Annotated in this window: 14 protein-coding genes; 7 read left to right on the top strand and 7 right to left on the bottom strand. The window is 73.2% G+C overall.

The window, feature by feature from the left end:
- Positions 1 to 71: 71 nt before the first annotated feature.
- From WMF42_RS37560 to WMF42_RS37575, 4 genes are all read right to left on the bottom strand, one after another.
- On the bottom strand, positions 72 to 1238 hold the full coding sequence (locus tag WMF42_RS37560; RefSeq protein WP_437687970.1) for a trypsin-like peptidase domain-containing protein: 1167 nt from the start codon (positions 1236 to 1238) through the stop codon (positions 72 to 74).
- The gene (locus WMF42_RS37565) at positions 1235 to 3040 is read right to left on the bottom strand and encodes a hypothetical protein (RefSeq protein WP_437687972.1); all 1806 of its coding nucleotides are present in this window, start codon (positions 3038 to 3040) and stop codon (positions 1235 to 1237) included. The genes WMF42_RS37560 and WMF42_RS37565 overlap by 4 nt, the downstream gene beginning before the upstream one ends.
- A gap of 50 nt (positions 3041 to 3090) precedes the next feature.
- On the bottom strand, positions 3091 to 5070 hold the full coding sequence (nuoH, locus tag WMF42_RS37570; RefSeq protein ID WP_437687974.1) for an NADH-quinone oxidoreductase subunit NuoH: 1980 nt from the start codon (positions 5068 to 5070) through the stop codon (positions 3091 to 3093).
- An 80-nt stretch (positions 5071 to 5150) separates the two neighbouring features.
- Positions 5151 to 5960: an ABC transporter ATP-binding protein gene (locus tag WMF42_RS37575; RefSeq protein ID WP_233561000.1), complete on the bottom strand. Its 810-nt coding sequence runs from the start codon at positions 5958 to 5960 to the stop codon at positions 5151 to 5153.
- 89 nt (positions 5961 to 6049) lie between these two features.
- Between WMF42_RS37575 and WMF42_RS37580 the strand changes: the two genes are divergently transcribed.
- The 6 genes from WMF42_RS37580 (at position 6050) to folK (ending at position 10442) form a co-directional block, all read left to right on the top strand.
- Complete coding sequence (locus WMF42_RS37580) at positions 6050 to 6790, top strand: polyhydroxyalkanoate synthesis regulator DNA-binding domain-containing protein (protein WP_061605649.1); 741 nt, start codon at positions 6050 to 6052, stop codon at positions 6788 to 6790.
- Positions 6791 to 6823: 33 nt separating this feature from the next.
- Positions 6824 to 7510, top strand: coding sequence for a sigma-70 family RNA polymerase sigma factor (locus WMF42_RS37585; RefSeq protein WP_081426094.1), 687 nt, complete (start codon positions 6824 to 6826; stop codon positions 7508 to 7510).
- Positions 7507 to 8373, top strand: a complete 867-nt coding sequence (locus tag WMF42_RS37590) for an anti-sigma factor family protein (protein ID WP_434043423.1) — start codon at positions 7507 to 7509, stop codon at positions 8371 to 8373. The genes WMF42_RS37585 and WMF42_RS37590 overlap by 4 nt, the downstream gene beginning before the upstream one ends.
- Positions 8374 to 8444: 71 nt before the next feature.
- Positions 8445 to 9404, top strand: coding sequence for a glutathione synthase (gene gshB / locus WMF42_RS37595; RefSeq protein ID WP_437687977.1), 960 nt, complete (start codon positions 8445 to 8447; stop codon positions 9402 to 9404).
- Positions 9405 to 9561: 157 nt separating this feature from the next.
- Entirely contained in the window at positions 9562 to 9831 is a 270-nt protein-coding gene (locus tag WMF42_RS37600; protein ID WP_233560999.1) for a hypothetical protein, read from the top strand.
- Positions 9832 to 9944: 113 nt separating this feature from the next.
- Complete coding sequence (folK, locus tag WMF42_RS37605; protein ID WP_437687980.1) at positions 9945 to 10442, top strand: 2-amino-4-hydroxy-6-hydroxymethyldihydropteridine diphosphokinase; 498 nt, start codon at positions 9945 to 9947, stop codon at positions 10440 to 10442.
- A 45-nt stretch (positions 10443 to 10487) separates the two neighbouring features.
- On the opposite strand, the gene WMF42_RS37610 is transcribed toward folK, so the two are convergent.
- Genes WMF42_RS37610 through WMF42_RS37620 form a run of 3 tightly spaced genes read right to left on the bottom strand, consistent with a single transcriptional unit; the run spans position 10488 to position 12920 of the window.
- Positions 10488 to 11054: a hypothetical protein gene (locus tag WMF42_RS37610; protein ID WP_437687982.1), complete on the bottom strand. Its 567-nt coding sequence runs from the start codon at positions 11052 to 11054 to the stop codon at positions 10488 to 10490.
- A 4-nt stretch (positions 11055 to 11058) separates the two neighbouring features.
- Positions 11059 to 11835: a 3'-5' exonuclease gene (locus tag WMF42_RS37615; RefSeq protein WP_061611668.1), complete on the bottom strand. Its 777-nt coding sequence runs from the start codon at positions 11833 to 11835 to the stop codon at positions 11059 to 11061.
- Positions 11832 to 12920, bottom strand: coding sequence for a DsbA family protein (locus tag WMF42_RS37620; RefSeq protein ID WP_437687984.1), 1089 nt, complete (start codon positions 12918 to 12920; stop codon positions 11832 to 11834). The genes WMF42_RS37615 and WMF42_RS37620 overlap by 4 nt, the downstream gene beginning before the upstream one ends.
- Positions 12921 to 12979: 59 nt before the next feature.
- Between WMF42_RS37620 and WMF42_RS37625 the strand changes: the two genes are divergently transcribed.
- The gene (locus WMF42_RS37625) at positions 12980 to 13771 is read left to right on the top strand and encodes a response regulator transcription factor (protein WP_061612556.1); all 792 of its coding nucleotides are present in this window, start codon (positions 12980 to 12982) and stop codon (positions 13769 to 13771) included.
- The last annotated feature ends 26 nt before the right edge of the window (positions 13772 to 13797 follow it).

A 13797-nucleotide genomic window follows, 5' to 3' on the forward strand; every position in this document is an offset into this window, starting at 1 on the left:
CCCGAAGCCTCCCCGCCGCCTCCCGGAACCTCCCCGCCGCCGCCCGAAGCCTCCCCGCCGGCCCCGCCTCCTCAGCGCCCCGCCGACTCGAACCGCGGCGCCGCCTCGAACGTCTCCGCCAGCGTCCGGCGGTACTCGTCGGCCATCTGGACGAGCCCGTCGATGAGCAGCGCCGCGTCGTGGTCCGAGAAGCCCTCGAGCGACGCCACGCACGAGACCGAGACCTCGTCGCCGGTGATCGACACGCGGAACTCCCCCGTTGTCTGGTCGTTCATCGTGAGCAGGAACCGGTAGAACGGCTCGTGGTTCGCCGCCGGAAGGCCGACGACCGGCGCGCGCAGCGTCAGCAGGCGCCCCGCCTCGTCGATCTCGACGTCCACCTGCGTCGCCGTCTCCGCCGCCGGGAACGGCCGCTGCGCGATGCGCCAGGTCCTCGGGCCGACGCGCGCCCGGTTCGCGATGATCCCGAGCGCCGACAGGCCCTGGCGGATCACCCGCTCGACCCCCGCGCGGGCCGGGGCCGGCGCGAACGCGTGCGGCAGCAGCCGGCCGCAGCCCAGGCAGCGATCGCCCTCGACGTCGAACGGCTCGTCGCACGCCGGGCAGCGGTAGACCGGCGCCCTGTCCCTGAGCTCGACGAGCGGCCGGTCCACCGCGGCGAGCAGCGGCTGGAACGAGCCCGCCGGCAGCACGACGCTGTGGCCCGGGAGCTCTCCCGCCGCGCCGGACGGCGCCGCCACCACCCCGAGCACGCGCCCCTCCGGGTCGAGCACCGGCGCGCCGAGCGGGGCCGCCACGTCGATCTCGAACGCGGGGAGCTGCCCGTCGACCCTGCGCGCCACGTGGCACACCCTGGCGACGGCGAGGCGCAGGGTCTGCCCCGGCAGGCAGCTCAGCACGGCGACGCGCTCGCCGAGCCGCGGCTCCACCGGGGCGCGCACGGCGAGCGCCGCGACGCCCGGCGGCTCGCCCGGCGCGACGAGCGCCACGTCCCGCCCCACGTCGGCGGCGATCGCGCGCCCCGCCATGCTCCGCCCGTCCTCGAGCGTCAGCGCGACCTCCGTCGGGTAGCCGAGCCCGCGCCGGCTCGTCACCACGACGCCGTTGCCGAGCGCCACCCAGCCGGTCGTGACGAGCGCGCCGGCGCGGATCGCCACGATCGAGCGGCGCGCGCGGGCGACCCGCTCGTGGAGCAGCGCCAGATCGCCGTCGCCGTGCGCCGCGAGCTGCGACGTCATTGGGCGACGATCCTCGAGAGCGCCGTCATCAGCAGATCGATCGTGCCGGGCTTCGCGCCGTCGCGCTGCGCGTAGGCGACGATGTCGCGCAGCCGCTGCTCCGTCTTGAGGGGCAGCTTCGTGCGCACGAGCAGCTCCGAGAGGGCGCCGATCGCGAGGAAGTGGCGGAGCATCGGGTCGGCCGGCGCGCGCTCGATCTCGCGCAGGTAGCGGCCGAGGTGCTCGCGCGCGAGCGCCGCCGTGGTGAGCGGATCGACGTGCAGCGGCTTCTCCTCCGCCACCTGCCCGCGCAGCGTCACGAGGCGCTCCATCGCGAGGAACGCCGGCTCCGCGACCCCGGCCGTGCCGCCGCGGCGCGCGCCGCCGTCGGCCTGGATGAGCTCGCGGGTCGCCGCCGCCGTGCAGCGGTAGAGGTGCGCCACCGCGTCCGGCATCGTGTCGCCGTACTCGTAGATCGCCCGGAACACGGTGCACCGGATGAGGAGCACCATCACGCCCGGCCGCTCCTGGAAGCTGAGCGCCGCGCCGAGCACCTGCGCGTCCCGGAGGAGCTGGCAGAACCGGTCCGCCGGCGTGTTCGTCGACTCGGGGCGGGACGGGATGTTCTGGCGCGACGGCGGGTCGATCTCGACCTCCGGCAGCGCGGGCGGGCGCACCGACACCGGCGTCGTCACGGCGGCCATCACGCTGGAGTTCGAGCGGCGAAAGGGCACGGTGCGCGCGCTGCGGCGATCGCCGATCTGCGCCGGCGTGTCCGCGGCCGGCGCGGGCTCCCCCGAGAGCGGGGCGGCGGTCGCCGGGGCCGGCTTCGCGGCGCCGGCCTCGGGCCCCGGGATCGCCACGCTGCTGATCGACTTCGACGCGGCGCCCCCGTCGTGCGCCGGCGGGAGGATGCCGGCCTTGGCCGGCGGCGCGCCGCCGTTCCTCGCCGACGTCGCCATCGACGTCGGCGCCGGGACGGACGCCAGCGACGGCGACAGGATGTCGGGGATCACGTCCGCGTCGCGGATGGGACGCGCAACCGACTCCGGCAGGCGCGGCAGCGGGGGCGCCGCCCACGCCGAGTGCTCCTCGTGCGGCGTCCGCACCGCCGAGATCGGCGGCGGGGGCGCTACGGCCCGCACCGACGGAGCGCTCGCCGGGCGGCCGGGCGCCGGCGGGATGGAGAAGCTCTTCAGGGGCCGCGCGCGGCCGGCCGACGCCCACGTCAGGCTCGCCCGCTGCTCCTCCGAGAACGGCTGTCGCGCGTCGAACCACGCGGCCATCGTCGCCCCGAGCCGCTGGGCCGCCTCGCCGCTCTCGCGCAGCGCCTGGCGCAGCGCCTCCGGCGTGAAGGCGGCGACGCGGCCGACGCGGCGGAGCAGCAGCAGATCGTCCCGGAGGCAGAGCCGGAAGGGCTCGGGGCCGCCGGACAGCTCGAGCGCCGCCCGGAGGAGCGGCACCCGCTGCCGCTCCGCGACGCGCACGACCGGGACGTCGATCGACACCCGCTCGTTCGCCGCGTCGAGCGCGACGAACAGCGTCGCCGCCCCGAGCGGGACGATCCACCCCACGCCGTCCTGCAGCGTCGTCGCCTGGACGGTCGTCCCGGCCTCCGCCGACGCGCAGTGGGACACGAAGCGCACCGGATCGCGCGCGCGCCAGGCCTCGATCGAGCTGCCGTCCCAGTCGGCGTCCGCGGGCGGCGGCTTGCGCGAGATCGCCGGCGAGCGGTCGACCCCGCACGCCTCGCACCGCGGCCCGCGCAGCGGGAAGCCGCACGCCGCGCAGAAATCGGAGGCCGGGCTCGACGGGACCGCCACGCCCGACAGCATACCTCAGCGCAAGGCCGAGGTGACACCGGGGTTTGCTCTCACAGGAACGGATTCAGGTGGAGCGCGACCTTGGCCTGCCGCAGGTTGTACTGGACCCTGCGAATGAAGTGGACGAGCAGGTAGGCCCAGACGGCGAAGGTGACCACGCTGATGACGAGCTGGACCGTCTTGCTGACGCCGATCACCATCCAGAGCGCCGTCAGAAGGAAGGCCCCGAACGAGAGCGGGACGAACCACTTCCAGCAGAGGTTCATCATCTGGTCGATCCGGACGCGCGGCAGCGTCCAGCGGATCCAGATGACGACGAAGACGAGCAGCCAGCTCTTCAGCAGGAAGAGGAAAACACCGAGGAGCTGGAGTCCGAAGCTCGCCTCCTGCTGGGCCGGCGAGACGCCGGGGATCTGCCAGCCGCCGAGGAAGAGCGCGCTCGCGATGCCGCACATCACGAAGACGTTCGCCCACTCGGCGAAGAAGAAGAAGAGGTACCGCATCCCCGAGTACTCGGTCGAGTAGCCGGCGACGAGCTCGCTCTCCGCCTCGGGCAGGTCGAACGGCGCGCGGTTGCCCTCCGCCAGCGCCGTCGTGAAGTACAGGAAGAACAGCGCGAACGTGATCGGGTTGCGGAAGACGAACCAGTACCAGGGCCAGCCGCCTATATCGAGGAACGAGGCCCCGGTGCCGCCCTGCGCGCCGATGATGTCCTGGAGGCGCAGCGATCCGGTCATCATGACGATGCACACGATCGCGACAGCGCCGGGGATCTCGTAGCTGATGATCTGCGCCGCCGAGCGGATCCCGCCGAGGAGCGACCACTTGTTGTTCGACGCCCAGCCGCCGGTCATGAGGCCGATCGTGACGAGCGAGGTCACGGCGATGACGAAGAGGATGCCGATGTCGAGGTCGGCCGCGATGAGGTACTGGCCGAACGGCATCACCACGAACGTCGCCGACACGCCGACGAAAACGAGGTAGGGCGCGAGCCGGAAGAGCGCGCGATCGCTCTCCGCCGGGATGACGTCCTCCTTGAGGATCGACTTGATCCCGTCGGCGATCCACACGAGGAAGCCCTGCGGCCCGGCGCGGTTCGGCCCGATGCGCGACTGCATGCGCGCCGAGACGCGGCGCTCGACCCAGGTGATGATCCCCGCGGTCGGGGCCATGAAGAGCAGGATGATCGCGGCGGCCACGCCGAGGAGGATGCCGGCGCCGAGCAGGTCGGTCGGCGCGCTCGCGTGGAACCCCTCGGTCGAGACCTGGACCTGGGACGGCGTCGCGCTGCCCCGCCGGATCCCGACCGTCGACAGCCGCTCGTGGCCGCTCGGGATCACGTCGCCCCTCGAGAGGACCTTCACGCCCTCGAAGCTCGTGATGACGTCGCCCGGGGCGATCTGCGCCCGGCTGGCGGGGCTCGCGTCGCGCACGCCCGTCACGACGAGCCCGCCGGACGGCGGCGACTCGGGCGCGACCTCGACGCCGAGGAACGCGAGCGCGCGCGCCCCCTCCTTCTCGCGCGCCGCGATGACGGCGCGGCGCGGGGTCGGCGGGATGAAATCGATCGTGACCGCCCTCACCGTGCCGGCCACGGGGAGCGCCCCCCGCGTTGTCGCGGGGATCTCGACGACGACGTCCCCGTGGAAGGTCGTGTGCACCGCGTCGTCGCCGCGGCCGGCGAAGCGCGCCTGCAGCCCCTCGGAGAAGACAAGCGAGACCTTGTTGCTGCTGACCTGCGCGTCGTCGATCTCGATGCTCTGGTCGGTGAGCGGCGCCTGGCCCGGGCGCCTCAGCGTCCCGCGGAACGTGACGACCGCCTCCTTCGCCTCGGCGGTGGGCAGGTTGGTCCCGAGGATCTCGATGCGGTCGCCGAGGTCGACCTCGCGCGGCACGACGTCGATCACGTTCAGGAGCTCGGGCGCCGTCCTGCTCCGGGCGCAGCCGGCCGCGCCGAGGAGCGCGACAAGGGCCAGCAGGCACGGGAGGAAGCCTCGAGGGAGAGCTCTCCAGGGTGGAGATCCGCGCATGGCGCCGCTTATAAACCGCGCCGCTCGGGCGGTCGAGATTGCGGAGGATCGCGCTCGGCCCCGGCCGCGGGCGGCGCCGATCAGCGCGCCGGCGCGTCGCGCGCGCCCCGGACGGGGAGGAAGTACCGGCTGCCGTCGAGCTCGTTCACCCCCACGTAGAGCTCTGCCTCGAACACGTCCCTGAGCCGGCGGTAGGTCATCACCTCCTCGATGGCGCCCTGCGCGACCAGCCGCCCGCCCTTGAGGAGCGCCACCCTGTCGGCGTACTGGGCCGCCGCGTTGAGGTCGTGCAGCACGGCGACGCAGGCGAGGCGCCGCTCGGCCACCTCCCTGCGCACGACCTCGTGGACCTCGATCGAGTGGCGGATGTCGAGGTGGGCCCCCGGCTCGTCGAGGATCAAGACCTGCGCCTCCTGCGCGAGCGCCCTTGCGATGGCGACCCGCTTCTGCTCGCCGCCGGAGAGCTCGGCCACCGGCCGCCCCGAGAGCTCGACGAGGTCGCAGGCGCCGAGGGCGCGGGCGACCGCCTCCTCGTCGCGGCCGGAGGCGCGCATCCAGGCGCCCTGGTGGGGCGCGCGGCCCATCATCACGACCTCGCGCACGGTGAACCCGGGCGCCGAGGCGATGCCCTGGGGCACGACAGCCACGCACCGCGCGATCGCGCGCCGGTCCATGCCGCCGAGCGGCCTCCCCAGCAGGCTCGCCTCCCCCCGCGCCGGCCGCAGGGCCCCGGAAAGGACCCGGACCAGCGTCGATTTGCCGGCGCCGTTCGGCCCCAGAACGGCGCAGAGCTCGCCCGCGCGCACCGCCAGGCTGATCCCTTCCAGCGCCAGCCTCCCGGTGGGATAGCTCGCGGTCACGTCACGCAGCTCGATCGCCGGCTCCTTCAAGCGCCGCCCCTTTTATCGAGTGATATCGAGTGATCTTTCCTTGCGCGAGGTTTCTAGCGGTGGTCCAATCGACTCGAGGCGTAGAGGAGATGGAAACGGCGAAGGAGACCCTGGGCAGCGGCGAGGTACCGCGTCGCGTTATCAAGCGCTACTCCAATCGGAAGCTCTACGACACGAAGGACAGTCGCTACGTCACCCTGCAACAGATCGGGGAGATGGTGCGGGCCGGCGAAGAGGTCCAGATCATCGACAACGCGACCAAGGAGGACAAGACCGAGGTCACGCTGGCGCTGATCATCTCGGAGGATCTCAAGTCGCAGCCGCGCTCGGTTCCGCTCGGCACGCTGAGGGATCTGATCCAGGAGCGGGGCGAGCGGCTCCTCTCGCAGCTCCGCGAGGGGCCGATCGGCCGGCTCATCCCCGGCGCGGTCCCCGGGGAGGGCGGGGTCGTAGCGCCGGGCGCCCCGCAGGCGCCCGCGCCGGAGCAGGCGGCCTCCACGCCGCCGTCCCAGCCGCCCCCGCCGCTCGACCCGGACAGGTCGAGCCACGCGAAGGGTCGCCTGAGCGGCATCGTCGAGAGCTCGAAGCAGACGCTCGATCAGTGGCAGCAGGCCGTCGACGAGCGCATCCGCGCGATCCTCCCGGGTCTCGGGCTGGTTCGCGATCTCCAGGCCGATGTCAAGCGCCTTTCGCAGCGCATTGACGAGCTGGAGGCGAAGCTCCAGGGACGCGCGGGTGAGCAGATCGAGGGCACCGCTCCCCTCCAGGCCGGCTCCGCCACGGACGAGCCCGTGGGCGAGGGTCAGGGGAGCGAGAGCAGGCCGGAATAGTCGTGGCCGCCCCTCTGTTCCCCTGTCGATCCCATGCCGTTCTTCTTCAGCAAGAAACCTGCATCCGTAGCGCAGGACCTGTCGTTATCCAGCAGTGAGGGGGGGCGCGCGGACGCCTTCGAGGTCGAGCTGCTCGGTCATCTGGACACGCTGTACGGCGTGAGCTGCAGGATGACCAAGAGCTCGACCGAGGCGGAGGATCTGGTCCAGGACACCATCGTCAAGGCGATGCGTGCCCGGGAACAGTTCGAGCCCGGCACCAACCTCAAGGCCTGGTTGCTCCGGATCCTGACGAACACGTTCATCAACCGGTACCGGCGCGGGGGCCTCGAGCGGGGCATCTTCGAGGGCCCCGACGCCGAGCCGCTCACCGACGGCTGGGTCGGTGCGACAACGATGCGCGCGATGCGCGATCCGGAGACCCAGGCGCTCACGCCGCTCGTCGAGGCGGAGGTGCAGCGCGCCCTCGACGAGCTGCCCGAGGAGTTCCGCCTCGCGGTGGTCCTCTCGGACATCGAGGAGCTCTCCTACAAGGAGATCGCCGAGGCGATGGGCTGCCCCATCGGCACGGTGATGTCGCGGCTGCACAGGGGCCGCAAGCTCCTCCAGAAGACGTTGCGCGAGCACGCGGTCCTGATGGGCATCGTCAGCGCCGAAGCACCGAAAGAGGCGCCTGCCGACCTGGACGCGTACCGCAAGCGGAAGCGGGGTGTCGCATGAGCGCCGCGAAGTCGATCGAGAGCTGTGCGCAGTTCGAGTACGCGCTGTCGGCCTACGTCGACGGCGAGCTGGATCCGGATCACGCGGTGGACCTCGAGTCCCACCTCGTCCAGTGCCCGCCGTGCTTCGAGCAGGTGAAGGTGCTGCGCTCGCTGCGCGCGAGCCTGAAGCGGGCGAAGCCCGCCGCGTGCCCGAACGCGCTGCGGGCGCGCGTCGCCGCGTCGATCGCGCACGAGCAGGCGCGCGAGGCGGCGCAGGCGTTCGAGGCGAGGCCGCGCCTCGTGCACAGGGGGTACGCCGCCGCGCTCGCCGTGGCCGCGGGCGTCGTCTTCATGGTGGGCGTGACGCGGCAGCGGGCCGCCGCGCCGCCGCCGGAGGCCGCGAAGAGCGCGGCGAAGGTGGATGCCGACGCGGCGCGCGCCGAGAGCGTCGAGATCCTGCTCGACGACCTCGTCACCCAGCACGCCCAGCCGCTGCCGCCGGAGACGACCAACCCGGAGGACCTGCCGCGCTTCGATCCGTTCGTCGGCGTGCCGGTCCGCAGGCCGGAGTTCCAGTCGATGCCCGTGAACTTCATGGGCGCCCGCGTGCACACGATGCGCGACAGGCGCGCCGCGCTGCTCCAGTACGTCGTGAGGGGCAACCACCGCGTGACGGTGTACCTCTTCAACTCGCGCGCGGTCCCGGTGCAGAAGGCGCAGCCGATCCTCCAGCCGCGCGTCGTGCGCGAGCGCCCCGTCTACGTGGGCAAGATCAACGGCTACTCGGTCGTCGCCGCCGAGCGCAGCGGCGTCGGCTACGCGCTCGCCTCGGATCTCGGCGACGACCTCAGCACGCAGCTCGTGCTCGCTGCGATGCAGTGACCGCGCCCGCGCCCGCCCGAGCGGGCGCGCCCCTCCCTCCCCTCGACCACCCCCGACCCGCGAGAGACCGCATGCGCTTCGTCTTCGTCATGGATCCGCTGAGCCGCGTGGCGCACGACAAGGACACGTCGTTCGCCTTCATCCGAGCGGCGCAGGCGCGCGGACACGAGAGCTACCACTGCTTGCCGCGCGATCTCTCGATCGAGGGCGGCGAGGCGCACGCCGTGGCGACGCCCGTGATCATCGGCGACGCGCCCCCGTACATCTCGCTCGACCTCGCGGGCGGCCCGCGCCGGCTCCGCCTCGGGGACGTCGACGCGATCTTCATCCGCAAGGACCCGCCGTTCGATCGCAGCTACCTGTACGCGACGCTGATCCTCGAGCGCGCGCGGCGCTGCCCGATCATCGTGAACGACCCGCGCGGGCTGCGCGACGCCAACGAGAAGCTCTACGCGCTGAACTTCCCCGAGTGGACGCCGAGGACGCTGGTCACCGCCGATCGCGAGCAGATCCACGCGTTCGTCCGCGACCTCGGCGGCACGGCCGTGATCAAGCCGCTGGACGGCGCGGGCGGCCTCGGCGTGCTGCAGATCAGCGAGCGCGACAAGAACGCGCGCGCGATCGCGGACATGATGACGAGCGAGGGGCACCGCCTCGCGATGGTGCAGGAGTACCTCCCCGCGGTCGTCCAGGGCGACAAGCGCGTCCTCTTGCTCGACGGCGAGCCGCTCGGCGCCATCCTCCGGGTCCCGCGCGACGACGACCACCGCTCGAACATCCATGTCGGCGGGCGCGTGGTCTCGACGGAGCTGACGCCGCGCGAGCGCGATCTCGTCCGGGCGGTCGCGCCTCGGCTGCGCGCCGACGGCCTCTTCTTCGTGGGCCTCGACGTGATCGGCGAGCGCCTGACCGAGGTGAACGTCACGAGCCCGACGGGCATCCAGGAGCTCGGCCGCTTCACCGGCGAGGATCCCGCCGCGCGGGTGATCGCCTGGGCCGAGGAGCGGGCGCTCGGCCGGACGCGCGGGTGACCGGCCGCGCCCGGGCGTCCGGAAGTTGGCCCGGAGGTCCGGTTTCTGCGAAGGCTCCCCCATGGGCGAGTCATTCGAGCGATGTGCCGTATGTGAAGATCGCGAGCTGGACAGCCGGGAGGGCGTGCCGTCCGGGGACGCTCGCGCGAGGACGCGGATGGCGCGCGTTGTCATCCAGGGGCGCTCGCTGAGCCTGTGCCGGTCGCACGCGGCGACAGTGGCCGCCGCCATGCCGGAGACGTTCGAGGAGATGCGCGAGCTGTTCGTGGGCCTCCAGCGCGGCGGGCCGCCGGCGCAGGGCGACACGTCCGTCGAGCGCCGCTCGCCCATCCCGCGCCGCAACCCCGAGGATCGGCGCGTCTTCCCCCCGCGCCCGGAAGGCCGGCGGCTCGGCGTCGGGCGCCGCGCCACCGATCCGCGGGAGTGATCGCGAGGCTCGCGCGGATCGTCGCGCCGGCGCCGGGGCCGCGATGCCCCGCGCTCGCTGGCCCGACGGCCGAGCGTCGCGAGCAGCCTGGAGCTGCGTGGTAGGTTGCCGCCATGAGATCTCATCGACGCGTCGTCATCGGGCTGGGGTCGAGCGTGGGCGATCGCCTGGCGACGATCCGCGCCGCCGTCGCGGCGCTCGACGCCGATCCCGACATCGAGGTGGTCAGCGAGTCGCCGCGTTACGAGTCGCCGCCCGCAGGTGGCCCGCCGCAAGGCGACTACGTGAACGCCGCGGTGCTCGTCGCCACGTCGCTGCCCGCGCGCGAGATCCTCGAGCGCACGCTCGCCGTGGAGCGCTCGCTCGGGCGGAGGCGACCCGATCCGGTGCGGTGGGGCCCGCGGACGATCGATCTGGATCTGCTCTGGATCGAGGGCGAAGCCGTCGCGGAGCCGGACCTCAAGGTGCCTCACCCGCGGCTGTGCGAGCGGGTCTTCGCGCTGAGGCCGCTGCTCGACGTCGCCCCCGACGCGCGCGACCCGCGCACGGCCCTCGCGTATGCCTCGCTCGCCGAGGCGAGCGCGTCCATTCGCCGGCTCGATCCGGGCTGAGCGGCGCGCTCGATCCGCGCGCCCCGGCGGCGCGCGAGCGCGCGCTCAGCTCGAGCGAGGCGCCCCGCCGGAGCGAGCCCGGAGCCCGGCGCTGCCGCCGACGGTCGACGCCGCGCTGCCGATCGCGACCATCACGACGAGCAGCAGCGCCCACCCCAGCGCGCCCGCCGGCGCGCCCTCGGCGAGCGCGAGCGCCCAGGCGAGCGCCGCGACGACGGCCCCGCTCGCGGCCGCCTCGCGCCGCCCTGCGCGCCCGCCGAACCGCCCGACGAGGTAACCCCCGGCGACGCCGGCTAGCGCGAACGCGATCACGTTGAGCCCGACCATCGCGAGCCGCACCCGCGTCGGCGCCTCGGCGTCCCCTGCCCGCTCGAGCATCCGGCGCAGCAGCGTGTTGACGAGCCCCGCGAGCGGAAGCCACGCGATGAACGTCGCCACCGTCCCGAGCGCGATCCAGTGCCACGGCGGACGGTCTTCTCCCTCGTCGTCGCCGCCGCTCTGCAGCACGGGGAGCTTGCGCTTCTCCGGCGCGGCCGTCGCGCCGCGGGGAGGCGCCGCGCCGGGCGCACCGCCGCCGACGATCGGGAGGCGTCGCTTCGGCCCGTCGGCCATGACGTCAGCTCGGCTTCGAGGTCGGCGGCGCGGCGGGGGCAGGCGCCTTCCGCCAGAGCTTCCGCGCTTCATCCTGCAGGCGGACCAGCCGCCGCTGCTCCTGGATCAGGCCGCCGTAGGCGCGAGGCACCCGCGGATCCTTCGCCAGCGCGTAGAGGACCTGGAGCGCCGCCTCGGCGTCGTCCGTCGCGCGGTGCGCCTTGTCCAGCGTGATCCCGAGCCGCGCGGCCATGTCGCCGAGGGCTCGGCTCTCCTCGTTCTTGTAGAGCTCACGGGCGAACGTGAGCGGGTCGATCCAGTCGACCTCCCGCCGCATGGCAGGCGGCGGCTCGCGCGGCCGCATGCCCACGCGCTCGAGCTCGGCGAGGAGGAACGAGCGATCGAAGGCGGCGTTGTACGCCGCCGGGATCGTCCCCTTGAAGCAGGCGAGGATCTCCTCCGCGACCTCGGCGAACGACGGCTTGCCCTCGACGTCCGCGTCCTTGATGCCGTGGATCGCTGTGCTCTCCGCGGGGATCGGCCGCCCCGGATGGATGAGCCAGTTGTAGCGGGTCAGGATCTCGCCGGCGCGGCCGATGACGATGCCGAGCTCGATGATCCGATCCCCCGCGGGGTCGCGCCCCGTCGTCTCGACGTCGATGAAGGCGATGGGCTGGTCGATCCAGGCGCTGCTCGCGTCGATCTCGGACGCGACGCCGACGGCGCGCACCTTGAGGAGGTGCGCGATCCCAGGGTAGTGCCGGCCCGTCGGGAAGCAGCCGCACGGGTCGGCGACCTTCAAGGCTTCCTCGGCTGGGCGGGCTGGGCAGGCTGGGCCGGTCCGGCAGAGGCAGCGGGGCGCGCCGCGCTGCCCGCGGGCGCGCTGCTGCCGGCGGCGCTCGCGCCGGCGGCCGGGGTCGCGCTCGCGGAAGCGGGCGCGTCGGTCGCGCCGGGCTGGGCGCCGGCCGGCTTCGGCGGCGCGGGCCGCGGGGTGTGGCCGAGGAGCTCCAGCTCGACCTTCACCCACTCCTCGAGATCCGCGGGCGGGTTCGAGAGGAGCTGCAGGTCGGCCTCGCGGCCGTTGACGAAGACCAGGGGCGTGCCGTCCAGGCCGACCTCGTCCGCCTGCTTCTTGTCCTTGTCGATCCGCGCCTTGGTCTCGGGCGAGACCATGTCGGCGCGGAACTTCACCATGTCGAGCTTGAGCCGCTGCGCGTAGCGCTCGATGTCGGCCTGCTCCAGCTTGTCCTGGTTCTCGAAGAGCAGGTGGTGCATCTCCCAGAACTTGCCCTGGTTGAGCGCGGCGATCGCCGCGCGGGCGGCGGGCTCCCCGTGGACGTGCGCCGAGAGCGGGTAGAACTTGAAGACCAGCCGCACCTGCCCGTCGAAGCGCTTCACGAGCTCCTCGAGCACCGGCGACATGAGCCGGCAGAACGGGCACTCGAAGTCGGCCCACTCGACGAGCGTGATCGGCGCGTCGGGCGGCCCCATCTCGGGCGAGCCGTCCGTGGCGAGCGTCCGGACCTTGTTCGCGTCGAAGCGCATGTGGAACGCGTCCTCGCGCTCCTTCTTCGACCGGCCATCCTTGACCTGCTTGAGCAGCAGCTGCGCGGCGGGGAGGCACGCCTTGCAGGGGCGCTGCTCCTTCACGCACTGCGCGATGCTCACGGGCGTGTCCGGGCAGGGCGAGAGCAGCTCGGAGACCTGGGCGGCCCACTCTCGACGCTCGCGGGGCGTGAGCGAGGAGGTGTCCACACCGGCGATCGAGACCGAAACCTCCGGGCTCGGGGCCGGCTTCGGCTCGCTCGAACCAGAATTACCAGGACAGCCCGTGACGCTGATCGAAGACAGCGCGAGGAGCGGCAGCATCCAGCGCAGGAATGACATCGCGGCGCGAGCTTAGTCGGACCCTTTGCGAGATGCTAGCGCGGGTGTAGCGTCGCCGGGTGCGGAGCGTCCTCTACCGCTTCCCGGATCTGCAACAGTTCGAGCAAATCGTGTGCGATCCCGAGGAGGGCGACCTCGAGCTCGGGCTGCCCGCGGGGGAGGTGGTCGCCGACGGTGAGTGGGTGCTCGCCGTCTTCGAGCTGGGCGAGAACCGCCGCGCCACGTCGGCGGCAGCGTGCGCTTGCATCTCGCCCGAGGGAGCGCGGCTCACGTTCGAGCCACGCGACTGGCGCCGCCTCGCCCATTTCGCGCAGACGGAGGCGACCCGCCCTGGCTCGATGCCCGACACAGACGCCGCCGCGCTCCTCCGCGCCGCGGGCGAGGTCCGTCCCGCCGCGCCGCCGGGCGACACTCTGGACGCCGATGCGGCGGGCCGGGCGCCGTCGCCTCCTCGGCTGAGGGGCAAGGGCGCGCGGGTCCTCGTGGTCGACGACGATCCGGACGTCCGCGGGATGCTGGCGACGATGCTCGAGGCTGTCGAGCTCGTCGTCGTCACCGCCGCCAGCGCGGAGGAGGCGCTGGAACACGTCCACGGCTCGGCGTTTCACCTCGTGATGCTCGACTGGAACCTGCCGAAGATGACCGGCATCGAGCTCTGCCGGACGCTGCGGCAGGATCCCGGGCTCCGCGATCTGCCCGTCCTCTTCCTGACAGCGAACGCCTCGTCGCAGGACATGGTCCACGCCTTCGCCAGCGGCGCCGACGACTACATGGTGAAGCCGTTCCGCGCCCCCGAGCTCCGGGCGCGCATCTTCAGCCTGCTCCGCCGGACCCGGCGCGGCGCCCCCTGAGCCGTCGCGCCGCGGCGACGCCGATC

The organism is Sorangium sp. So ce176 (assembly GCF_051519835.1).
In the GTDB taxonomy this organism is placed as follows: domain Bacteria; phylum Myxococcota_A; class Polyangia; order Polyangiales; family Polyangiaceae; genus Sorangium; species Sorangium cellulosum_G.